At 39.8% G+C, this 22,620-nt stretch carries 18 protein-coding genes; 11 read left to right on the top strand and 7 right to left on the bottom strand.

Annotation, left to right across the window (positions count from 1 at the left end; translation table 11 throughout):
- Positions 1 to 129 precede the first annotated feature (129 nt).
- Complete coding sequence (locus tag PL9214_RS14245; protein ID WP_072719450.1) at positions 130 to 351, top strand: four-helix bundle copper-binding protein; 222 nt, start codon at positions 130 to 132, stop codon at positions 349 to 351.
- Between the two features lie 41 nt (positions 352 to 392).
- Here the strand turns inward: PL9214_RS14245 and PL9214_RS14240 are convergent, their stop codons facing one another.
- On the bottom strand, positions 393 to 2,231 hold the full coding sequence (locus PL9214_RS14240) for a WD40 domain-containing protein (RefSeq protein ID WP_083580019.1): 1,839 nt from the start codon (positions 2,229 to 2,231) through the stop codon (positions 393 to 395).
- Between the two features lie 235 nt (positions 2,232 to 2,466).
- Here PL9214_RS14240 and ispG point away from each other — a divergent pair, with 235 nt between their 5' ends.
- The 3 genes from ispG (at position 2,467) to PL9214_RS14225 (ending at position 5,690) form a co-directional block, all read left to right on the top strand.
- On the top strand, positions 2,467 to 3,687 hold the full coding sequence (ispG, locus tag PL9214_RS14235) for a (E)-4-hydroxy-3-methylbut-2-enyl-diphosphate synthase (protein ID WP_072719448.1): 1,221 nt from the start codon (positions 2,467 to 2,469) through the stop codon (positions 3,685 to 3,687).
- A 206-nt stretch (positions 3,688 to 3,893) separates the two neighbouring features.
- A complete protein-coding gene (ctpC, locus tag PL9214_RS14230; protein ID WP_072719447.1) occupies positions 3,894 to 5,180 on the top strand; it encodes a carboxyl-terminal processing protease CtpC in 1,287 nt (428 codons plus the stop codon).
- 120 nt (positions 5,181 to 5,300) lie between these two features.
- A complete protein-coding gene (locus PL9214_RS14225; RefSeq protein ID WP_072719481.1) occupies positions 5,301 to 5,690 on the top strand; it encodes a diacylglycerol kinase in 390 nt (129 codons plus the stop codon).
- On the opposite strand, the gene PL9214_RS14220 is transcribed toward PL9214_RS14225, so the two are convergent.
- The 4 genes from PL9214_RS14220 to PL9214_RS14205 form a co-directional block, all read right to left on the bottom strand.
- Entirely contained in the window at positions 5,680 to 7,086 is a 1,407-nt protein-coding gene (locus PL9214_RS14220; RefSeq protein WP_072719446.1) for a DUF2079 domain-containing protein, read from the bottom strand. The genes PL9214_RS14225 and PL9214_RS14220 overlap by 11 nt on opposite strands.
- The gene (locus PL9214_RS14215) at positions 7,070 to 7,846 is read right to left on the bottom strand and encodes a polysaccharide deacetylase family protein (RefSeq protein ID WP_072719445.1); all 777 of its coding nucleotides are present in this window, start codon (positions 7,844 to 7,846) and stop codon (positions 7,070 to 7,072) included. Before PL9214_RS14215 ends, PL9214_RS14220 begins: the two co-directional genes overlap by 17 nt.
- Before the next feature lie 15 nt (positions 7,847 to 7,861).
- A complete protein-coding gene (locus PL9214_RS30090; RefSeq protein WP_083580018.1) occupies positions 7,862 to 8,605 on the bottom strand; it encodes a YbaY family lipoprotein in 744 nt (247 codons plus the stop codon).
- Between the two features lie 62 nt (positions 8,606 to 8,667).
- The gene (locus PL9214_RS14205) at positions 8,668 to 9,987 is read right to left on the bottom strand and encodes a mannosyltransferase family protein (protein ID WP_245824249.1); all 1,320 of its coding nucleotides are present in this window, start codon (positions 9,985 to 9,987) and stop codon (positions 8,668 to 8,670) included.
- Positions 9,988 to 10,185: 198 nt separating this feature from the next.
- On the opposite strand from PL9214_RS14205, the gene PL9214_RS14200 reads away from it, so the two are divergent.
- The 4 genes from PL9214_RS14200 to PL9214_RS14185 all read left to right on the top strand — a co-directional run bounded on the left by PL9214_RS14200 (position 10,186) and on the right by PL9214_RS14185 (position 14,900).
- Positions 10,186 to 11,040 (top strand): Npun_R2479 family HD domain-containing metalloprotein, encoded by an 855-nt coding sequence (locus tag PL9214_RS14200; protein ID WP_072719444.1) that lies wholly within the window; start codon positions 10,186 to 10,188, stop codon positions 11,038 to 11,040.
- A 99-nt stretch (positions 11,041 to 11,139) separates the two neighbouring features.
- Complete coding sequence (locus PL9214_RS14195; protein WP_072719443.1) at positions 11,140 to 12,273, top strand: AI-2E family transporter; 1,134 nt, start codon at positions 11,140 to 11,142, stop codon at positions 12,271 to 12,273.
- 66 nt (positions 12,274 to 12,339) lie between these two features.
- Complete coding sequence (locus PL9214_RS14190) at positions 12,340 to 13,407, top strand: ABC transporter permease (protein ID WP_072719442.1); 1,068 nt, start codon at positions 12,340 to 12,342, stop codon at positions 13,405 to 13,407.
- A 38-nt stretch (positions 13,408 to 13,445) separates the two neighbouring features.
- Positions 13,446 to 14,900, top strand: a complete 1,455-nt coding sequence (locus PL9214_RS14185; RefSeq protein ID WP_072719441.1) for an FAD-dependent oxidoreductase — start codon at positions 13,446 to 13,448, stop codon at positions 14,898 to 14,900.
- A 19-nt stretch (positions 14,901 to 14,919) separates the two neighbouring features.
- Here the strand turns inward: PL9214_RS14185 and PL9214_RS14180 are convergent, their stop codons facing one another.
- The gene (locus tag PL9214_RS14180; RefSeq protein ID WP_072719440.1) at positions 14,920 to 15,228 is read right to left on the bottom strand and encodes a hypothetical protein; all 309 of its coding nucleotides are present in this window, start codon (positions 15,226 to 15,228) and stop codon (positions 14,920 to 14,922) included.
- 574 nt (positions 15,229 to 15,802) lie between these two features.
- Here PL9214_RS14180 and psaB point away from each other — a divergent pair.
- The gene (gene psaB / locus PL9214_RS14175; protein ID WP_072719439.1) at positions 15,803 to 18,034 is read left to right on the top strand and encodes a photosystem I core protein PsaB; all 2,232 of its coding nucleotides are present in this window, start codon (positions 15,803 to 15,805) and stop codon (positions 18,032 to 18,034) included.
- Positions 18,035 to 18,157: 123 nt separating this feature from the next.
- Positions 18,158 to 18,412, top strand: coding sequence for a ribbon-helix-helix domain-containing protein (locus PL9214_RS14170; RefSeq protein ID WP_072719438.1), 255 nt, complete (start codon positions 18,158 to 18,160; stop codon positions 18,410 to 18,412).
- A 30-nt stretch (positions 18,413 to 18,442) separates the two neighbouring features.
- Here PL9214_RS14170 and PL9214_RS14165 read toward each other — a convergent pair whose 3' ends face one another.
- Complete coding sequence (locus tag PL9214_RS14165) at positions 18,443 to 19,681, bottom strand: hypothetical protein (RefSeq protein WP_072719437.1); 1,239 nt, start codon at positions 19,679 to 19,681, stop codon at positions 18,443 to 18,445.
- 271 nt (positions 19,682 to 19,952) lie between these two features.
- Between PL9214_RS14165 and PL9214_RS14160 the strand changes: the two genes are divergently transcribed.
- The gene (locus tag PL9214_RS14160) at positions 19,953 to 22,571 is read left to right on the top strand and encodes a colicin uptake protein (protein WP_072719436.1); all 2,619 of its coding nucleotides are present in this window, start codon (positions 19,953 to 19,955) and stop codon (positions 22,569 to 22,571) included.
- The last annotated feature ends 49 nt before the right edge of the window (positions 22,572 to 22,620 follow it).

The raw sequence follows: 22,620 nt of genomic DNA, 5'->3' as shown, positions 1-22,620 counted from the left end.
AATAGGTTGTGATAATTTAAAACTGATATGAAACAGCTAGAAGTATTACCCCTGTTCCCTGTTCCCTGTTCCCTTTTGAGCAGAAATTTTGGATACAACTCAAATAGGATTGCTATAGTAGTTTTAGTAATGTTTATTTCTATTGGACAACTATGTTGGACAATTGCAGGGTTTATGAGTCGTGGTTCCCGCTTTATTGCGCCTCTGTGTCGGACTTGTTTAGAAATTTGTGAAGCTTGCGCTAAAGAATGTCAAAAACACAATAATACTCACTGTCAAAGCTGTGCTACAGCTTGCCAAAATGCAGCCGAAGAATACCGGAAAATTGCAATGGTGGGTGCTGCGATTTAAGGTTGTCTTTTAATCATAATAACGAAATCTCTAGCTATTCTCTAACTCTGTTTCCAAATTTTAATGCTTCCATCTCCATGACTACTAGCGAAAGTATGACCATCGGGGGTAATAAAAGTAACGGAATAAATTGCACCGCCTTGAGGGTTTAAACTCTCGATTAATTCTCCAGTGTGTAGATTCCAGATATTCAGGGTTTGATCAGCGCTACCACTGACAATTCTATTGCCATCGGGACTAATTGCAACGGTATAAACCCAATTTTTATGATGATTTAACGTGCGAATAAGTTGACCTTTTTGCAGATTCCAAATAAAGAGTTTACCGTCATCGCTACTGGTGACAATAAATTGATTATCGGGACTAATAGCTAAAGATCGAATATAAAATCGTTGAATTAAAGTTCGGCAAATTTTCATATTTCTCAAGTCCCAAATAATCACTTTTCTATCCCTTCCCCCACTAACAATAAAATCCCAATTGGAAGTCATATCGACACAATCAACACCCCCAGAATGTTTATAAAGGGTTCTGAGGTTTTCTCCAGTGGCGACTTTCCATAACTGCACGCTATAATCCCAACAGCCACTAATTAAGTTTTCGCCATCGGGAGTAAATTTTAAACTGGTAATATAATGGGAATTAAGCTTAATAGTTTTGATTAATGCTCCGGTTTGTAAATTCCAGAGTTTTATAGTATTATCACAACTCCCACTGGCAATTATAGAAGAATTGGGACTAATAGCAACGGCATAAATATGATCGTGATGTCCGATAAAACTGTGCAATAGTTCTCCAGTTTGAGGATTTAAAACCTTAACGGTTTTATCTTTACTTCCGGTGACTAAAATTTGACCGTTGGTGCTGATAGTACAGCAAAAAATATTAGCGGAATGGAGTTTTAGAGTTTGGATACAATTCCATTTTTCGACTGTTGAGAGAGGTTCATTGATTTTTTGAACATCTCGAATCATGAAATTAATTTCTTGAACTGCCTTAATATTCCCTTGTTTAGAATATAAATCGGAAGCATCTAATAAATTATCAATGGCTGCCTGTTTTTGACCTATTTTAAAATAAGCTATTCCGCGATAACGATAGGCATCTGCATAAGTAGGTTGTAGTTGTAATGCTTTCGTATAATTTTTAATGGCGGTTTGATAATCTCCCTGTTGTTCAGCACAATTTAACCCAGATTCTAGGTAAAAATCAGGATTATTGGTTAAGCCTTTTAAGAAATTCCTTAGACCGTCGCCATAATGTAAGTCATTAATCTGCAATTTAACAATACTGTGATTTTGATAATATTCTAAACTGATTTCTTTTTGTTCAATGCGCTTTTGAAGTAAACGAGCGGGAAGAAACCCAGCAATAATAGCAGAATATTCGGATTTAAACTCATCAAATTTAACAATAGTCTGAGAATTAGAATAAATTAAGATACAAACAATAGCTTGATTTTTAGTAATTTCTTCCCAACTCACCCACCATTGCGCCATTGTTGGAGAACTATAGCGAGTTTTCACTTGAATTCCAATCGAATAATCCGTACTAATACGGAGATCGATCAGACCATCGCCAGTTTCTGGGATAATTTCATAGTTAATATTACCGACAAAATCTCCTAAATATTTCTTAACGATTTCTTCTCCCAGTTTTCCCATCATCGTATTTCTGAAAACCACTTGAGGGTCAGCTTTCCGATATTTTCTAACCATATCCCAAGCGTGTTGACGAATGGGGTTTAAGTCCTGACCCGAAAGGGTTTTAATCTCTCCATAAATTCCCGGTCTTTCATAAAAGAGTAAACTATTTAATCCATTTTTGAGGCGATGAATAAACTCAGCTTGTTTGTCTTTAAGATAATCATTCATGTACATAGGTCTTGTGATTCCTTCTGAATTGGTGCAATCCCTAGTGTGATTTTAATTGATTAAGGTTATAAATAAAAAATAAAGTTAAGCGTAGTTTAAATTGTAAAATAAATTCTGTCTTTCCTCCCTAACCCCTTCAGTATCCGCCCGGGTCATTCCCCAAATGCCCCTTTTATGGCAATCTATTAGTTAATAGGAGACACTATTCTGATCGCTGATTGACAGAAATCTATTATTAACTATGCAAACTTTACCTGTTCCAACTCAACCGACATCCGATCAAACTCCGGTGGATACGATGATTCACCGCCGCAAGACTCGTCCTGTCCAGGTGGGAACTGTGACCATTGGGGGAGGTCATCCGGTTGTTGTCCAATCGATGATTAATGAAGATACGATGGATATTGATGGGGCGACGGCGGCGGTACGTCGTTTGCATGAAATTGGGTGTGAAATTGTGCGGGTGACGGTTCCGAGTGTGGGTCATGCGACGGCTGTTGGCAAAATTAAACAGAAATTAGCCGAAACATATCAACCTGTTCCCTTAGTGGCGGATGTTCATCACAATGGCATGAAAATCGCCCTGGAAGTGGCAAAATATGTCGATAAAGTGCGAATTAATCCAGGGTTATATGTGTTTGAAAAACCGAAAAGCGATCGCACCGAATATACTCAATCTGAATTTGATGAAATTGGCGATAAAATTAGGCAAACCTTAGAACCTTTAGTGGTTTCTTTGCGTGATCAAGGAAAAGCCATGCGAATTGGTGTGAATCATGGTTCTTTAGCAGAACGAATGTTATTTACTTATGGCGATACTCCCGAAGGCATGGTGGAATCGGCGTTAGAATTTATTAAAATATGTGAATCTTTGGATTTTCAAAATATTGTGATTTCCCTCAAGGCGTCACGGGTTCCGGTGATGGTCGCAGCGAACCGTTTAATGGTCAAACGGATGGATGAATTAGGGATGGATTATCCCTTACATTTAGGGGTGACAGAAGCCGGAGATGGAGAATATGGTCGGATTAAATCAACGGCTGGAATTGGTACATTATTAGCTGGAGGAATTGGCGATACCATTCGGGTTTCTTTAACCGAAGCACCTGAAAAAGAAATTCCCGTTTGTTATAGTATTCTGCAAGCGTTAGGGCTGCGGAAAACGATGGTGGAATATGTCGCTTGTCCGTCCTGCGGTCGCACTTTATTTAACTTAGAAGAAGTTTTACATCAAGTCCGCGAAGCCACAAAACATTTAACCGGGTTAGATATTGCGGTGATGGGATGTATTGTCAATGGCCCCGGAGAAATGGCCGATGCAGACTATGGTTATGTGGGTAAACAACCCGGTTTTATTTCTCTTTATCGCGGTCGAGAAGAGATTAAAAAAGTCCCTGAAACCCAAGGGGTAGAAGAATTAATTAACTTAATTAAAGCGGATGGCCGTTGGGTTGATCCTTAATTTAATTCATGTAGAGACAATTTAATTCATGTAGAGACGCGCCTGGGCCCAGCCATGCCGTAGGCTTTTGGCACGTCTCTACTAAATCCTGTTCCCAGTTCACAGTTCCCTAGCTCTACGCGCTATAACGGTCAACAGTCAACTGAAACCTGTGCTACATTGGGCGTATTGATATTGAAATTTATATTTTCTGGTTCAACAAACAGATGGTTATTTCAAGAAGTGGGCTTGTTCTTGGTGCAACGGCAGTGATGTTAACGGCTGTAGCGGTTGCAGGGGCGGGAATTCATCTTTCGAGTCAAGCATCCTTTCGGGAAAGTCCCAAGGAGTTAATTGACGAAGTTTGGCAGGTGATCCATAAAAGTTATGTCGATGGAACCTTTAATCAAGTGGACTGGACGGCTGTTCGCACTGAATATTTAAACCGCAACTACACCAGCGACGAACAAGCCTACACCGCTATTCGGGAAATGTTGAAGAAGCTCGACGACCCCTACACGCGCTTCATGAACCCCGAAGAATTCAAAAATATGCAAATTGATACTTCTGGGGAATTAACCGGGGTCGGCATTCAATTAACCCAAGATGAAAAGACGAAAAAGTTAGTGGTGATTTCTCCCATTGAAGGTTCTCCCGCCTTTACCGCCGGAGTTCAAGCTCAAGATATTATTAGTGAAATTGATGGTCGCACCACTGAGGGAATGGATATTAATGAAGCGGTGAGTTTAATTCGGGGGCCGGTGGGAACAAAAGTTAATATTAAAATATTACGGGGAGATAAACCTTTAGATTTTAATATTACTCGCGATCGCATTGAAATTCATCCGGTTCGTTCGTCTAAAAATCCCAGTTCGGCGGGAGAAATTGGTTATATTCGCTTAAATACTTTTAGCGCTAATGCCGCCGAAGAAATGCGCGAAGCCATTAATGATTTAGAGAAACAAAATGTGGCGGGTTATATCCTTGATTTACGTTCAAATCCAGGGGGATTACTGTATTCTAGCATTGAAATTGCTCGGATGTGGTTAAATCAAGGCGATATTGTTTCTACGGTTGATCGTCAAGGGGAAACAGACCGTCAAAAAGCAAATAATCGCGCTTTAACCAATAAACCTTTAGTGGTTTTAGTAGATGGAGGTTCAGCCAGCGCCAGTGAAATTTTATCCGGTGCTTTACAAGATAACAAACGGGCGGTTTTAGTGGGAACAAAAACCTTTGGGAAAGGGTTAGTTCAATCTGTCCGAGGGGTGGGAAATGGTTCAGGTTTAGCCGTAACCATTGCGAAATATTTTACTCCCAGTGGTCGAGATATTAACCATGAAGGAATTCAACCAGATATTAAAGTTGAACTCACCGAAGCCCAACGAGATGAGTTAAGAAAAGATCGGACAAAAGTAGGAACAACGGATGATCCTCAATATGTTAAAGGGTTAGAAATTCTCAAGGGTGAAATTGCTAAAACAAAACAAGGAACCCAAGCTCAATCTAAATAATTAGAAGCGAGAATATAGGGGCGGGAACACTCGCCCTTAATGATTAATGATAACATTTTCTGTGAAAATTCTACGAAAATTGAAGATGAAATCCTTAAAGGGGCGCTACAGATAAAATTTATGGCTAGCAAGTTCCGCCAATCTGGTTATCATCCGATTCGCAAGCTAAAAGTAATCTTAGCAGGTCTTCATATTGCGATCGCAACGGAGTTTAGTGTTGCTTACAAAGTCATTGTATCTGTCGTCGTCTTAGTCATTGCTGTGATTTTTAGTCAATGGCAGGATCTAATGTTGATTTTTCTAGCTACAGGCCTAATGTTAATCGCTGAATTATTCAATAGTAGCATTGAAGGTTTATGTGATTTTTTGGAACAACAGTATGATGAGAGAATTCGCGCTATCAAAGACATTTCTGCTGCTGCTGTTGGCATCAGTATTTTAATTTGGGCAGTAGCTTTAATTTTTGAAAGCCACCATCTGTGGTCGTTATTCAATTTGTTTATTCCCTAGAAAATTTTTCAAACAACAAAACCTCATCTCGATAATATTTTAATTGAAAATTAGGGTTATTTTGCAAACGTTTTACTAACCCAATGATTAATTCAGGAGAACTCGGCCATCCGGGGTGACGTTGGTTTAATAAGACGTATTGAAAGGGTTCTAAATCAAGTTTTTCTCGTCCTTGAATAGCGAGTTCTAAATGGGGACGATGGGTGAGATGGGGGGCAATTTTATCGGTTGTTAAGATATTATCCTTCGTTTTAATATAGCCGAGGGCTTCCCGTGTTGCTTGCCAATTATCCAGGGTTGTTAAATATTTAGAGGTAAAATAACCATATTTTGCTAAAGCAAAAAAGGCAATTAAAGACCATAAAATTATCCATTTTTTCTGTTTAAACCATCCTTCACCGTGCGCCAAATTCTCAATAACTGCTAACATCAGAAAGGGTAAAATCGCCAAGGAATATTGTTGCGTTAAGTTCTTCATTTGCAGATTTTCAGCTAACAGATTTAAAAATAAAATTGGTGTGGCAGAAATTAGGGGGGTTAAATGTCGTCCCCATAGGCCCCAAATTAGGGGAATTAGAAGTAAAATTAAGTATTCTAAATTGGCTAAGGTGAAAATTTTACTTAATACTAATCCCGGTTTTAAGATAATATTTAAAGTAATTTCTCCGAGAGAATTACCGAGGAAACTATAAACGCCAACGGCGATAGGAGGGGCTTGGGAAAAGTGGGGGATAATGAATTCTGTAGATAGGAAAAACCAGAAGAGTCCTAAAATGATTGAGACAATAGCATAACGGGTTTTTTTCTCAAAGATGAATAACCAAACTCCCATTGCGATTAATAATAAAGATAAAACTTCTTTGCAACCTAAAATAATAAAAATTGTGAAAATAAATCCTAAAATCTTATTGCTTCTAGCAAACAAAACTGCATATAAAATTGCAGGTAAAGCAATTACTTCAGGGTGAAAATCAAATAAATTAACATTAAAAATTAATGGATATAATAAATACACAAAAGCTAAGGTTTGAGCTTGGGTTTCCTTTAAACCTGCTTGTAACGATAGCTGATAAGTCGGTAATGCACCCAAGGAAAGGGAAAAAGCTTGAATCGCAAATAACCAATGAACATCAGGATAAACTTTATAAAATAAAGCAATAATATATAGAATATAGGCAGCATGATCTCCTAAAATATGTAATCCTCGAAAAGAGACAAAGGGTTCTTGTCCTTGACTTATTAAATAAATACCATTATCAAAAATTCCTAAATCATAAGCATTAGATTGAAATAAAGCATGACGTAAACTGCTACAAGCAAATAAAATCAAGCTACTGATGAAAATTGCGGTTAATACCGGATGAAGTTTAAAGGGATTTTTATCCAAGAATATCATATTTCTGATGTTTAATGCGGTTGATCCAGTCGGAAATCGTTGAAAATTCGGCTTGTTTTTTCAGCCAAATTAAATACTTTTCTAGTCGATTTAATAAATGAATTCCTGATAAACGTTTCACGGAATTGGGAAGTTTAAATTTAGAAATATCGGTAAATTCCCAAGGATGAAAATTGAGATTGAGATAGCGATCGCTATCGAGGGTAATTTGAGAGGCGAACTGAATTAAAGGAAAGGGAAGATTTTTGAAACTTAACCCGAAGAGGGGAAAGCGGACAAAGGGTGTTACGGAGATGGGAAGATTGAGTAAATGATCACAATAATGAACTGTGCGACGTTTACCCTGATAATAATTAGAATTGAAGGAAGAATGGTATTGATATCCTGATGCTAAAATCGCTTGTTCATTAATAATTTGCTGTTCCCCCATACGGAACCCAGAAACCGTTTGTCCCGAAATTTCTTCTAACACTTGTTTAGATTTCCACAAATCTTCCGGGGAAAATTTAGAATGATAAAAACCGTGAGAAGCGATTTCATGGGTTCTCGCGATCGCTTCAATTAATTCAGGATGGTGTAAGGCAAAATTTGCCGTTACAAAAAATGTCGCCCGAATCTTTAAATGTTCCAGTAAAGACAGAATATTTCTTAATCCCATTAACGAGATATCAAACTGGACAGAAGGTTTTATTTTTTCTCCATATTTCAGGGGAGCATCAAATTCTTCTACATCAAAATTTAGGAGAATATACTTCCTCATAACACCCTAAAAAATCTAATTAAGCTGTTGTACAATGACTTCTATATTATTCGGATTTCCCCCCGTAATCACCCGATCTTGACCCATATTTGCCCAAGTTAATCGACCATCAACATAAATTTCTGCCCGAATTCTATAAATCCCATTCTGTTGAATTTGGGCGGGATTATAAATCAAAGAAAAGGGAACCGGAACCTGTTGACCCCGTAATGGAATAGTTTGTTGAGTAATATTTCGAGGTGCACGATTTGGACTGGTTGTATCTTGTAATGTAACAACAACAGTTGAATTCGGAGGTAATGCAATGCGTTGACGGTAAGTAATTGTTCCAGTTACTTTTGATTCTTGGGGTCTTTGATTTCCTTGGGTTCTCAGTACCCGTTCTGTAATTGGTCTTTGATTATTATTCGGTTGAATTGTGAAGGTTCTGGAGTTCACTTGATAGGATGCTTTTTGAGAATTTCCTGCATAACCCTCTCGCTGTTGTTGTACAGAAAACCGATCAAATAGTTGTCCATTACGATAACTTACCGCCATGAATAAACCCGATTGTCCTTGACAAATATTAATGTGATAATTCTCTGTCATAAAATATGCTTCCTGGGGAACACCGCGACAACCTTGGGTAGCAAAATCTATTTCTCGTTGTGCGAGGACGGGAGGAATAATATTAAGGGCTGATGTTAAAGTTAATAATGTAGACGTTAGGAATAAACGGACAAGAAATGGACTTTTTTGTTGATTTTGGGTGCTGATCATCTTTTTCCATTGTAATTTGCTCAAATTGATATTATATCATTATTTTTTCATACTATAAACCCTTAAGCTACCCAAAGATGTTGAGCAAAGCGAACTGAAAAACTAATCAGTAACAGGGTGAAAAATCCCAAGGTCACATAACCCCAACGACGATGATGAGATAGCATTACCCCTAAAGCTAAACTAACAGAAACAATCCCATACGCTAAACGACTGAGGGAAATTGTACCGCCAGACGCTAACAATAAACCTAACGCACAGAAGCCATAATTTACTGCAACTAAACTGAGTTCATAACGTAAATACCACAGTAAATAACCACTCCCTAAAATAATCGATGTATTGAGTAAGGGATCACCTGCAATTAACCATAAAATAAACAGTAAAAAACAGAAACTATAGTCAAATTTTACCTCTCCTAATTGATCACGATATCGCCAAAGTAGATAACCTATGATAGCAAGAATTATAACCAGGAAAGGATGCCAAGGATCAACAATTGTACCTTTTTTCCAATTTTGAGAACCGATTAAAATTTGCATGATCATTTTCAACCAGCCTTGACTATCAAATCCGGTTTGGCGTTGCCATTGGGTGTGTTGAACGGTAATAAAGGCAATGGGATTATTAAATTTTATCCAACAATAGAGACTATAGAATAATAAACCACAGCCACTTAATAAACCGGATAAATAAGCGATCGCAGGTTTTCGTTTTTGCCAAGCTGTAATTAGAAAAGCTGGAATTAAAGCGATTCCAGTAATGCGCGTTGCCGTGGCTAAACTCCCCCACAAAATTACTTGAGGATACTTTTCTAAATCAAAAGCTTTTAAAGCAGCAATACTCAAAAATAAAAATAAACCTTCCGTATAAATAACAGTGCCAAAAATCGATAAAGGACACCAAGCTAATATAGCTGTTGCCCAACGGGCAGCTTGAGAATTATTGGTTATTTCCACCCATTGATAGAGTAAAATTAAAGCTCCAAAAAAAGCCAAATTATTAATTAAAACGCCTGCTACTTCAAAGGGTAAACCTAAATTCATTAATCCTCGAATTAATAACGGAAATAATGGAAAAAATGCCACATTTCCGCCCGGTTCGGTCTGATTAATGACTTCATATCCAGAGGTGGCAATAATTTGGTAGAGGGGACTATCCCAAGCTGAAAAAACCTCCCAACCCCACTGAGAAGAAACAGGAGAAAAGAAAGCAATTGCAAAAAACGTCAACAGAATAATACTGCGACTCAGTACCCCCATTGTTAAGGCAAAAATAATCCCATTAGATTGACAAATCTTGGCAATTTTAGTTAAAAAATCTTGTAATTTAGCAAAAAGTTGAGTTAGCACCTTCTGAGAATTCATGGGTTGTTCTTTCACGCCTTTATTTACAATTCAATTAAAAATCAACTTTAATTTACAATTAGAGAAATTCTACCAAGGATCAGGCAAAATTGACATTCTTAAGAAAAATGGCAGATTCCGATAAACTATGCTAGAAAAATGAACAAGGGAAGAAAAAGCTGACCACTGCTTTCTCTGTAACTCAAAACCTCGATTTGTGCCAGGAAATGTCCTATGTTTTTCAATGCAACTCAACTTTTAATTGATAACTTTGTTGAACAACTTCGCTCAGGATATCATCATACCTATGGGGGATTTAATGCCCATTATGGGGATATTGTCGCTTGGGCTGGAGGGATGGCTTTAGAAAATATTGCCAATAGCGATGCCCTCTATCATGATGTTGAACATACAATTATCGTTACATTAGTCGGTCAAGAAATTTTACGCGGAAAACATATCCGCGAAGGTGGGGTTTCTAGCGAAGATTGGCTACATTTTATGCTCTCTCTAGTTTGTCATGATATTGGTTATGTTAAAGGGGTTTGTCGCCAAGATCGAGAGGGATATTATGCTACAGGATGTGATGAAAACAGGGTACTTTTGCCCTTTGGATGTACAGATGCGAGTTTAATGCCTTATCATGTTGATCGAGCTAAATTGTTTATTCGAGAACGATTTGGGGGACATCCTTTAATTAAGTCAGATGTGATTCAATCTAATATTGAACTGACACGATTTCCGGTTCCTCAAAAATCCGATCATCAAGATACAATACATTATCCCGGTTTAGTGCGGGCGGCGGATTTAATTGGTCAATTGAGTGATCCTCGATATCTTCAAAAAATTAGTGCCTTATTTTATGAGTTTGAAGAAACAGGATTTAATCAAAAAGCAGGCTATCATAATGCCGGAGAGTTGCGAAGAAATTACCCTCAATTTTATTGGCATAAAGTGTATCCCTATATTAAAGATAGTCTACGGTACTTATCTTTAACTCAGCAAGGCCAACAAATTATTGCTAACCTGCACGCCAATGTCTTCCTGGTTGAACATGAGGAAACCATCAAGGAGGTCGTCATGGTTTAATCTGTTTAATCGTTGAAGGATAAAATTTTAATGTTCCATCAGGTCATCTATCCCAAAATAGGGTAAACTACTTTATATTTTAAATTTTCTATGAGTTCCATGACGAATTCTGTTTTTTCGCCTTTACAAAGTCGTTTACTCACGGGTTTACTGATTTTAGTCGTGAGTTGGTTAAGCTTTCAATTTTTAGGTTATGTTGGCGAATTAATCAGTATATTAGTTACCTCTGGATTAATTGCCTTTCTTCTGAACTACGCTGTGGCAAAATTAGAACGCTTTATTCCGCGAGGAATTGCCGCCGCTTTAGTGTATTTAATTGCGATTGTAACCTTTGTAATTATTGCCTTAACTCTTGTCCCACCTGTCTTTAATCAAGGACGACAATTAATTACTCGATTACCCGAATTAATAGAATCAGGACGGCAACAGTTAGCGGAATTTCAAGTTTGGAGTGCTGACCGAAATTTACCCTTTGATGTCGGAATTTTACAACAGCAACTTTTGTCTCGAATTCAAGGAACCATTGAACCGATTCTCACCGGAAGTTTAGGTTTAGTGCTAGGAACCTTTAATTGGTTTTTTGACTTAATTTTTATTTTGGTCATTGCCTTTTATATGTTATTAGATGGGGAACGGTTATGGAACCTCCTAATCACTATTTTATCCCCCCAAATTCGCGAGGTTTTAACCTTTTCACTAGAACGGAATTTGAAAAAATTTGTCTTAGGACAAACCTTGCAGGGAATTTTTATGGCTGTCACCTTAACCGTTGCCTTTTTAATGTTAAAAGTTCCCTATTTCCTATTATTTGCTGTTGTGATTGGATTATTGGAAATTATCCCCTTTGTGGGAGCCACATTAGGGATTGGAACTGTTACGATTATTGTGGCTTTTATTGATTGGTGGCTGGCTTTACAAGTGTTAGCCGTTGCCGTTGCCATTCAACAAGTTAAGGATAATATTGTTGCTCCTCGAATTATGGGAGATTTAACCGGATTAAGCCCTGTGATTATTTTTAGTGCTTTATTATTAGGAGGAAAAATAGGAGGATTATTAGGATTTATTCTGGCAATTCCCATGGCAGGGGTGATTAAAAGTATTATTGAAGTGGTTGTTGATCCCACTTTACCCCCTCAAACTGGTTCCTTTTTTTATAATCCTTTAGATTCAAAAAGTGACTTAACACCAACGGAAACTTTATCTCTAGCCGAACAGGAACGCTTAAAGGTGTAAAATAAAAAAAATAGAGACACAACTCTACAAGTTTTTCAACAATTCTTTGAGTGAAAAATCTGAACTATGAAATGGTGGCAACGACTTAAAACGAATCCTTTAGCTCAATTTGGAGCCGGAATTTTATTATTATTTTATCTGATCGTCATTGCAGCAGATTTTGTTGCGCCTTATAGTCCTTATCAGTCGCAACTGAACGCTTCATTATTGCCACCGACTCAAATTTATTGGTATAACCAAAAAGGGCAATGGATTGGCCCCCATGTTTACCCTACAACTCAAGGCCCGGTGGATATTGAAACGGGAATTCGTCAACTTAATGTTGATAAAAGTCAACCCAGTCCTGTCCGATTTTTCGTTCAGGGAGAACCCTATAAAATATTAGGAATTATCCCATTTGATCGTCATTTATTTGGAACAGTCGGGGCTGGACAAATTAACCTACTGGGAACCGATGAACAAGCCAGAGATCAATTTAGTCGGATTGTTTTTGGAGGTCGAATTAGTCTCAGTATAGGATTAGTTGGAATTCTAATTTCGTTCCCGTTAGGAATGATTATTGGCGGAATTTCCGGTTATTTTGGCGGATGGCTAGATACTTTTACCATGCGAATTGTTGAAGTATTAATGACGATTCCAGGATTATATTTATTAGTAGCCTTAGCCGCCGTATTACCCCCACAAATAACCAGTAGCCAGCGTTTTCTATTGATTGTGGTGATTATTTCTTTTATTAGTTGGGCTGGGTTAGCACGAGTGATTCGAGGACAAGTTTTATCTATTAAAGAACAACAATTTGTTCAAGCTTCACGGGCTATTGGAGCTAATTCTTTATATATTATTGCTCGTCATGTTCTACCCCAAACTGCAACCTATCTGATTATTTCAGCAACATTATCAATTCCCGGTTTTATTATTGCAGAATCGGTTTTAAGTTTGATTGGCTTAGGAATTCAACAACCCGATCCCTCTTGGGGAAATTTACTGTCTTCGGCAACAAACGCTTCAATTTTAGTGTTACAACCTTGGTTAATTTGGCCTCCTGCAATTTTAATTATTTTAACGGTATTAGCTTTTAATTTATTAGGAGATGGGTTAAGAGATGCCCTTGATCCTCGGAGTCTGCAACGATAATAGATGATTATAAACACAATTGAATTCAAGTTCTACCGATGTTAACTGATAAATCTGGATGTCGAAATGTTGTAATTGTTGGGGGCGGCCCATCGGGATTGGCGATCGCTTTAATGTTAGCAAAACGGGGCTGGACAGAAATTACTGTTTTAGAAAAACGAAAAACGGCTGACTATTACGAACCCGATAAAGCGTTTAACTATCAAATTGATGGTCGAGGTCAAAAATTATTAGATTGGCTGGGATTAACTCCAAATTTAGCAGAAATAAGTGTTTCCAGCCAAGAATTTTACTTAACGTTAATTCAACCCAATGGAAAGCGAAAAACGATAAAATTACCCTTTATTAATCCTAATCGAAAAACAGCTTATTGGTTGCCTCGAAGAACCTTTGTTTCTCTACTTTATGAAGAAATTGAACGCAATTGGCAACAGCAAATCACCGTTTTATTTGAAGCAAAATGTATTGAATTAAAGCAAAAACAGGAACAATTGCAGGTAATTGTTGAATCAAAAAATAGTGAATTAATGAGTTTTACACCTGGTTTTGTAGTTGGTTGTGATGGTTTAAATTCTATTGTTCGTCAAACCCTAAACGACTGGGAAAAACCTGATCATCATCGCTTTGAAATGCAGTATTTTCCCTCCGCTAGTTCAGGACTGCGCTATCAAGTATTAACCTTACCGCCTCAATTTCCGCTTTCAAACCAACTAGATGATCAATCTGTTTGTACCATGGCTTATGCAATTCGGGGTAAAACCGTAGAAGGTCAGAAGAAAATTTCTTTGGGTTTATTACCCATGAAAAATCCCGATGAACCTCGAACCGCTAATATTATTACTTATCCTAATCATAAAATTTGGACTTTAAAAACGAATGAAGAATTATATCGCTTTTTAGAACAATCTTTCCCTCAATTATCCATTCGTGATATTATTTCTGAGTCTGAAATTACACGATTTGTCAACAGTCAAGGCGGTGTTTTTCCTGTTCCTCAATTTTGTTCGGGATTACACTTTTTATTGAAATCTGATCAAACTTTCTCTGCCATCCTCTTATTAGGAGATGCAGTCCATTGTTTTCCCCCCGATATTGGTCAAGGGGTCAACTCAGCGTTAGAAGATGTTTATATTTTACAGCAAGTTCTCGAAGAAACCCAGGATGATCTGTTATTGGCTTTACCCCTATATGAAGCTCGACGTTCTGGAGATATTGAAGCGTTAATTCATTTAGCTCAAACAACATTTCCTTGGCAATATAACCAAAATTGGTTCCGTCGAAAGTTATGGGATATCAACTTTTTAATCGGACTGCTTCTGAATCGGTTTTTGCCTTTCTTTTTCAGCCCTCCTGCATTTTTGATGATTCAAGATTATCAACTCAGTTATCAAGAAATTTGGCATCAAAACCAACGCACAAACCAACGTTTGTTCATTTTCAGTGTAACGCTATTAGGCATATTATTTGTTCTGGGATTCAGTTTTAACGTCTAACTCAACTGGGATTGAGAAGCTAACTTCTACCTTGTTCACCCAGGTAAGAAGTTAAAGTTTGATAATCCGAAAAATCTGAACAGTTAATGGCTTGTTTCGTTAACGCAATTTTGGGGTTAATTGTACACTTTAATTGATAATTTTCGGTAAAAAATTTACAGGTTGAACAAGGAATTTTATGTAATTCTTTAACGCTGGTTATTCCTTGTGTCAGTGTTCTATAGGTACTCCAGATTAACGAAAAAACGAATAACCAAGCAACACTAAAGCAAACAATCTGCAATAGGATCGGTGAAACTTGATTAAAAATATATAAAATTTGAGACATGGCAGTTAGGAATAACAAAGAGGTAAGCTAAAGCTAATACTCATCTATTCTGAAGGGATGACTGTTTCCCCTCATCTAACTTCAGCATGATCTGTTTGTGAATTCGGTTTGTAAATTAAGCGATAAAACTCATCCATTGAAGAAGTCTCATCATTGATTACAAGCGAAATTAACAAAATCTCTACCTTAAGTTAGAAAATGAATTGATCAGAAATCGGTAAAGTATTGATTACTTCTCTATGAAGTTAAGCTTGGGAATTGAAATTTTCTGGATTCATATTGCTAAATATCCCTTAACTCCTTTTTGGATTATTTAATGGGATTTTTAAGTAAAAAATGTCCTCTTTTGAGGGTTGAGATTGCCATCTTTATCGATAAAGTTGGTGATGAATTGTAGCGTTTCGTTTCAACGCTGAAACACAATTTCTCCAAAGTTGGGTGTTGCTAGTGCAGTCGGGTTTGATTTTTTTCTATCCCTTTCTGTGATTAATGAATGGGTTTTTTTTAATATTAACCCGGATGCACTGGCTCATCTTTAGCAACTTGGATTCGCTCTGATGGAGTCAGTAAATACATGGCAGCGAAATTCCCAAAATTTGATCAAGGTCTGGCTCAAGACCCAACCACTCGCCGAATTTGGTACGGGATTGCCACGGCCCATGATTTTGAAAGCCATGATGGCATGAACGAGGAAAATCTCTATCAAAAGATTTTTGCCTCCCATTTTGGTCATTTGGCAATTATCTTTTTATGGACATCCGGCAACCTGTTCCATGTCGCTTGGCAAGGAAATTTTGAACAGTGGATTCGAGATCCCCTGCACATTCGTCCCATTGCCCATGCCATTTGGGATCCTCAATTTGGCAAACCGGCGGTGGAAGCCTTCTCCCAAGCCGGAGCTATAAACCCCGTTAATATTGCCTATTCGGGCGTTTATCATTGGTGGTATACCATTGGGATGAGAACTAACGCCGAGCTTTATCAAGGCGCTGTGTTCCTCCTGCTTTTGGCGGCATTGTTTTTGTTTGCGGGCTGGTTACACCTTCAACCCAAGTATCGTCCGAGTTTGTCTTGGTTTAAGAATGCGGAGTCTCGCTTAAACCACCACTTAGCGGGTTTATTTGGGGTCAGTTGTCTAGCGTGGACAGGCCATTTAGTTCATGTTGCCATCCCTGAATCCCGTGGCCAGCACGTCGGATGGGATAACTTCTTGACCACGTTACCCCATCCAGCCGGACTCAAACCCTTCTTTACTGCAAATTGGGGGGTTTATGCCCAAAATCCTGATACAGCACGGCACGTTTTTGGCTCATCGGACGGGGCAGGAACGGCGATTTTAACGTTTTTGGGTGGGTTTCATCCCCAAACTGAATCGTTATGGCTGACGGATATTGCCCATCACCATTTAGCGATCGCGGTGATCTTTATTATTGCGGGTCATATGTACCGAACCAACTTCGGCATTGGCCACAGTATTAAAGAGATGTTGAACTCGAAAGATCCGTTGTTTGGGGTTCCCACCGAAGGACAGTTCAACTTACCCCACCAAGGTTTGTATGATACCTATAACAACTCCCTGCACTTCCAGTTAGGAATTCATCTGGCTGCGTTGGGTGTGGTGACATCGCTGGTGGCGCAGCATATGTATTCGATGCCACCTTATGCGTTTATCGCCAGGGATTATACAACCCAATCGGCGCTGTATACCCATCATCAATATATTGCTGGGTTCCTCATGGTCGGAGCCTTTGCCCATGCTGCCATCTTCTGGGTACGGGACTATGACCCCGACCAAAACAAAGGCAACGTTTTAGATCGGGTTTTGAATCACAAAGAGGCGATTATTTCTCATTTAAGTTGGGTGTCTCTGTTTTTGGGATTCCATACCCTGGGTATATACGTTCACAATGATGTGGTTGTCGCCTTTGGGACACCGGAAAAGCAAATTTTGATTGAACCTGTATTTGCTCAGTTCATTCAAGCGGCTCACGGTAAAGCCCTTTATGCAATGGATGTGTTACTGGCGAACCCTGACAGTATTGCCCATACCGCTTGGCCAAATCATGGGAATGTTTGGTTGCCGGGTTGGTTAGCAGCGATTAATTCTGGTAAGAATTCGTTGTTTTTAACTATTGGCCCTGGTGATTTCCTCGTTCACCATGCGATCGCCCTGGGTCTGCATACCACCACCTTAATTTGTGTCAAAGGTGCGTTAGATGCCCGTGGCACTAAACTGATGCCTGATAAAAAAGACTTCGGTTTTACCTTCCCTTGTGATGGCCCTGGACGGGGCGGGACTTGTCAAACGTCGGCTTGGGAGCAATCTTTCTTCCTGGCTACCTTCTGGATGCTGAATACCCTTGGTTGGGTAACGTTCTATTTCCATTGGAAGCATTTAGGGGTCTGGCAAGGAAACGTCGCTCAATTTAATGAAAGCTCAACCTATATTATGGGTTGGTTGCGCGATTACCTATGGCTGTATTCGGCTCAGGTGATCAATGGTTACAACCCCTACGGAACCAGTAACCTCTCGGTTTGGGCCTGGATGTTCCTGTTCGGACATTTGGTTTGGGCCACTGGGTTTATGTTCCTGATCTCTTGGCGAGGTTATTGGCAAGAACTGATTGAAACGTTAGTTTGGGCCCATGAACGCACCCCTCTGGCAAACCTCGTGATCTGGAAAGACAAACCCGTTTCGCTGTCAATTGTTCAAGGATGGTTAACGGGTTTAGTTCACTTTACGGTGGGCTATATCCTTACCTATGCTGCATTCCTACTGGCTTCAACGGCCGGGAAATTTGGCTGATCATCCGTGAAATAATGAATAATTAACCATAGGGGTGACGAAAGTTGCCCCTATGTTTTTGTGCTTGGAATTATTAGAAATCAGGTTAGCTATTATAGGGATGAACCTTGTTGCAACACAAAAATGAGCATTAATCTCACCTCTGACCAAGAACAATTTATTCAAACTCAACTGGAATCTGGGAAATATCAAACCCCTGAACAAGTCATCTCAACTGCGTTGCGCCTACTGGATGAATGGCAAAGGGCTGAGGCAGAATGGGTTAAAGATGTGGCAGCTAAAATCGATGCGGCTGTATCCACCTCTGAAGAAAATCCTCCCCTTGATGGTGAAACTTTTATCAATGGGATTTTAGAACAGTTTAAGCCAACCCATTAGGATACAAAAATGAGTCGCTATGTTATCAACTTACTTGCAGTTAGTTTTAGCCCAATCGTCTAACTGTCCTGCAATTAATTGACCAAATCGGTAGCTTCCATAAGCAAATGCACCTGTTCCTCCAACCAATAAGGTTCCCATAACAAGAGGGCCTCCCACGGCTGAAGTCACAACTGCTGTAGCAGCGGCTCCAGTCGCACTACTACCCAACCAACCTGCAACTAACTGAGTTAAGCCACCTAAACCCAACTGAGAAACAGTAGAAGCGATTCCGGCATAACCTGATAACGCTCCTGCACCAGCCGCTGAAGCAGCTGTTATAGAGCGAAATAGTGTAAATGTTGCACTTCCACCTTTTTGAATAGTCTTCCAAGGTAAGCTATCAACCCCTTGAGACATATCCAGATACGCTTGACACATTGTTTCTGGAGTTGATTCCATAAAAATTTTCATATCTTTTTGGAGTTGTTTGTTACCTCCAAGCAATTGTTCACCTGCAAAAGATATAGAGTCTAAAATAAGTTGATTGACTGGGATATTGATATTATCTACCAATGATTGAGTTTTGGCTGAAATATCTGAAAAATTCATTGTCTTAATGTTGTTGCCAAAGTCTTGAACAAGCATTTGACTATACTGCAATTTATCACCAGTTACTTTACTTGCATCCTCTAAGATTTGCTTTGATGAAATTAATGTATCCCCCATTGTTGTTTGAGTATTTTTGAGGATTTGTAAACCTAATTCTGCCTTCGCTTTGAGTAATTGATTCGTTTCTTCTAAAACTCGATCTTTAGCAATATTTTGCTGTTCCAACACATTTTTACTGGCTTCGATAAACTGACTGCTAGCAACAAAATCACTGAGATCTTGCATACTTTTTTTACTAAGAGTTAAATTTTCTTCAATTGAAGTACCAATATTACTAATAATCTGTGAAATATTGGCCCGACTTAACAAAGCTTTTGCTTCAGCACTTAAATGATCTGCCATTTCAGCTTCCTTTTCCATCAAGTGCTGAACTTGTTCATCAAGAAAAGCCTGTGAGCCTTTAATCTTATTGAGAGATCCTACTTTCGTCTTTTCAATTAATTGACCAACATCATTAAGCATGGCAAAATCGCTAACTAAAATCACAGTCGGTGAGTTAGCATTTGTTACTGTGAGTCTATTAGCCAAAGCTCCGGCTGTTCCTATAAATCCTGAATGAACGATGATAAATAAGCTTGAGATAAGAATGGCCAAAAGCTTCTTGCTAGACTGAAACATTAATTTACATCTCAACACAAAAAAACACATTTTATTAAGCAACTCAGGTCTTTATGTTTAGTGGCTTATGAGGATTAACATAATTAAACCCATTTGATTTTAACATCAGCCAATAGATTTTCAAACAGAAAAGAACATTAGCCTATTATATTGATTAAAAAATTATTCTTCTCAAACCCATTGACCCAAACCCCAACACGACCGTGATCCCTATCACACAACTCTAATTCGTATCAGAAGATAGTGGATTTACAGTATTTAGGCCACAACCATGTTGACTGGAGAACGCAAGGCGGACAACCGGATGGATAGTCCTGAAACCGCTAGTGGAGTTATTCGCCTCAAACCCCAACAATATATCCATATTCTCGATACCAATACCGGGGTCACTCGTTTGGAAGTTGGCCCCCAAACCATTACGCTTCGGGATCATGATCGCCTTGCCTTACGTCCAGAGTCCATGATCGTTGTCCCTCCTCGCTATTATTGCATCATTACTAATCCGGTTTTGCGAGATGAAGACGGTCAACCCTTAGCGGATCAACATGGTCAAATTCGCCTGCGCTATGGCGATCAAGAAATTCGCTTTGCTCAAGATCCCTTTCCCCTGTACCCCGGAGAAGAATTAATCGGGGATGTTACCCGCCTGCACGTCGTTGAAACCAATCAAGCCTTACGGTTACGGGCACTGCGAGACTTTAGCGAAATTCAAACCCTAGACACCGAAGAACAAACCCTAGACCGTCGGGCTGGTGATGAATGGTTGTTTGAAGGGCCAGCCACTTATATTCCGCGTGTGGACGTGGAAGTGGTGGAAACGGTCAAAGCTAAAGTGATTAAACCCAACCAAGCTTTACGGTTACTCGCCCGCCAAGCTTGTGTGGATCGCCAAGGTCATCGTCGTCGGGCTGGAGAAGAATGGCTGGTGCGGGAGGAAGGGGCCTATCTTCCCGGTGTCGATGAAGAAGTGATTGATATTATCAATGCCTATGTGTTAACCGAACGCAAAGCCTTGCATCTGCGAGCTAAACGCACGTTTCAGGATGTCTTGGGACGACAACGACGGGCGGGGGATGAATGGTTAGTCACCTTAGCCGATGCAGAAATTCATATTCCCGATGTTTATGAAGAGGTGGTGGGGGAAGTTCAAATTACCACCCTGGATGATCATGAATGGTGTGTGGTACTGAACCCCATTGACGAGACGGGTAGACCCCAATTGGGGTTACGGGAAGTGCGTCAAGGACGAACCTCTTTTTTCTTACATCCAGGGGAACGACTGGAAGCTGGAATTCAGTATATTTATATTTTAAGTGAGCAAGAAGCTTTGTTGTTACGAGCCAGAGAATCCTTTACAGAAGGTACGGGGGCAACGGCTACAATCCGGCAACCGGGGGATCTGTGGATGATTACAGGGCCGAGGGATTATATTCCTCCGGTGGAAGTGGAAGTGGTTCAAAAGCGACAAGCGATTCCCTTAGATAAGAATGAAGGGATTTATGTACGAGATACGCAAACGGGGGAATTAAAGTTAGTTAACGGGCCACAAGCTTATATGTTGAGTCCCTATGAGGAATTGTGGGAAAAAGAACTTCCCCCTGTGGTGGAAGGGTTGCTGATGCAACAGCGAGATCCAATTGCCGATCGCAATGTTCAAGATGGGGATCTTCTGGTAACGCGGAAAACTCCACGCCCGCCCCGCAACAAAACAAGAGCCGTTGTTTTCCATGTTCCGCAAAATTCGGCGGTTCAAATTCACGATTATAAAAATCGCTCCGCCCGAACAGTTTTTGGCCCTGATTTGGTCATGTTAGACCCAGATGAAGCGTTTACGGTGTTGAGTTTGTCTGGGGGTAAACCCAAACAACCCAATTTGATTAAATCCTTGGCTTTGTTGTTAGGGCCGGATTTTATGACGGATATTTTTATCGTTGAAACCTCGGATCATGCCCGCTTACAGTTGCAACTGTCCTATAACTGGTATTTTGACGTCAATCGTCATGATGAACAAGCGGCGGTGCGACTGTTTCAAGTGCCGGATTTTGTCGGGGATGCTTGCAAGGCGATCGCATCACGGGTGCGAGGGGCAGTTGCGGGGGTGAAGTTTGATGAATTTCACCGCAATTCTGCTCGAATTATCCGCACGGCGGTATTTGGGACTGATGAAGAAGGACGGGTACGGGAGGAGTTTCGATTTCGAGCAAATCATTTGGTGATTACAAATATTGATATTCAGACCGTTGAACCCGTTGATGAAGAAACTTTGAAAAGTTTGCAAAAATCGGTACAAATTGCCATTCAAATTACCACCGATGCCCAGGAAGCCGCCGCCCGTCACGATGCAGAACGAATTGAACAGGAGGCAAAGGCAAGGCTGGAACGCCAAATTATTGTCGATAAAAGTGCTGCGGAAGGGGAACGGCGGCAATTGTTAGCGTTTCAAGCGGAAAATGCTGCCATTGAGTCTACGGGACAAGCCACGGCAGAAGCCAGAGCGAAAGCAGAAGCCGCACAAATTCAAGGAGCATTAACGGTGAGTTTGGCGCAACAGGAGGCCGAAGCGGCTCTCATTCGTTCAGAAGCGGAATTGGCGCAGTTACGGGCTAGACAGGAGACTGAACTGGCGCATCAGCAAGCGTTGATGAGTTTGGAAATTGAAAAAGCGCAACGGTTGGCGCAAATTCAAGCGGATGAGTTTCGGCAAAAAGTGGAGGCGATTGGGCCTGACACGTTGCGAGCGATCGCCCAAGCAGGGCCAGAACTACAAGTGCGTCTATTACAAGGGTTGGGGCTTCAAAGTATGTTAATCACCGATGGCAAAAGTCCGATTAATTTGTTCAGTACAGCCAATGGGTTAGTAAATCCCGCTTCCTTACCCAATCAACCATAACGAATCGACTGCCCACACTTTTCTCAAAGTTAGTGTGGGTATTTTATAT

Origin of the sequence: Planktothrix tepida PCC 9214, assembly GCF_900009145.1 — a bacterium.
In the GTDB taxonomy this organism is placed as follows: domain Bacteria; phylum Cyanobacteriota; class Cyanobacteriia; order Cyanobacteriales; family Microcoleaceae; genus Planktothrix; species Planktothrix tepida.
Note: the sequence above shows the minus strand (reverse complement) of the source record. Positions and strands in the feature narration are given on the sequence as shown.